General features: G+C 47.5%; 1 pseudogene. It reads right to left on the reverse strand.

Annotated features, from left to right (window positions below):
- Window positions 1-893, reverse strand: a pseudogene (locus JUF21_RS10685) (hypothetical protein); the annotation flags it as partial.
- Window positions 894-962 lie beyond the last annotated feature (69 nt).

Consider the following 962-nt stretch of genomic DNA (forward strand, 5'->3'; position numbering starts at 1 on the left):
GTTGCCTTGTCTGGTGTGTAACCAGGCTTGGATGGGGTCGTGACCTCGGCAAAGGAACCCTGAGGCGTCGCCTTGGTGATCAGGCCGGTCGCTTCATCGGTCGTGATATTCCAAGTAACAGCAGGTTGTGTGACCGCCTGCGGCGCTCCTGTCTTAGAGCCGTCCACGGTATACACGATAGTCCGCGTTGTTCTCAGCGTTGAAGCTGCCGTCTTGTGCTTCAGGTGGATCACGAAGCTGTTCTTGTTAGCATCATCGGTCAACATATACGACACTTTGCCATTACTTATTGATGGTTGGTTTGGCACCAAAACATAATGCTCCGGAACCGTGATATTATAAGTCCCAGTAGCCCCATTGGCAGCATCTAAGCTAACAGGATCACCAACTTTTGACCCGTTATTGTCATCGTCAACATAAGTTACCTGACCAGAAACGACAGTCGGTTTTGTTTCTATTTCGTACTGAACAATGTCACCGTCAAAATCATACTTAGCCACTTGGCCAAATGCTGCAGTGCCATTAGGATGATCCTGATCATAATCCTGACCGCCATTCCCTGTATTTAGAATTTTACGGCTATTAGCAACTAAGTGATAGCCCGTGGGAATTAAGGCCTCATCCGTCGCATTTAAGGTCTGCGGAAAATCAGTCTCCGCCATCGTGTCCTGACCATCTTTATAATTTTTTGTCAGGTCTGGCAGTTCGATATATTTATCGTCTCCAGTATCAGCCTTATAGTGCAGCCGGGCTGTTACGGTATCCGTACCAGTAATATTGATTTGAGCAGCTTGGCCCTTGCCAGCAATGAGGCCTGGTGCACCAGCAGAGTAAAATGCTGTCTGTAAATAACCTACCTTGCCATTGTCATCCCAAAGAGTATCGTCCCTCAATTTTCAAGTCAAGTGCAACGATGATAACGAATTCTTGATAGTGGTCTAGGCTGTTACGCCATGCATCGG

Source organism: Lacticaseibacillus sp. 53-4 (assembly GCF_016861805.1).
Lineage (GTDB): Bacteria > Bacillota > Bacilli > Lactobacillales > Lactobacillaceae > Lacticaseibacillus.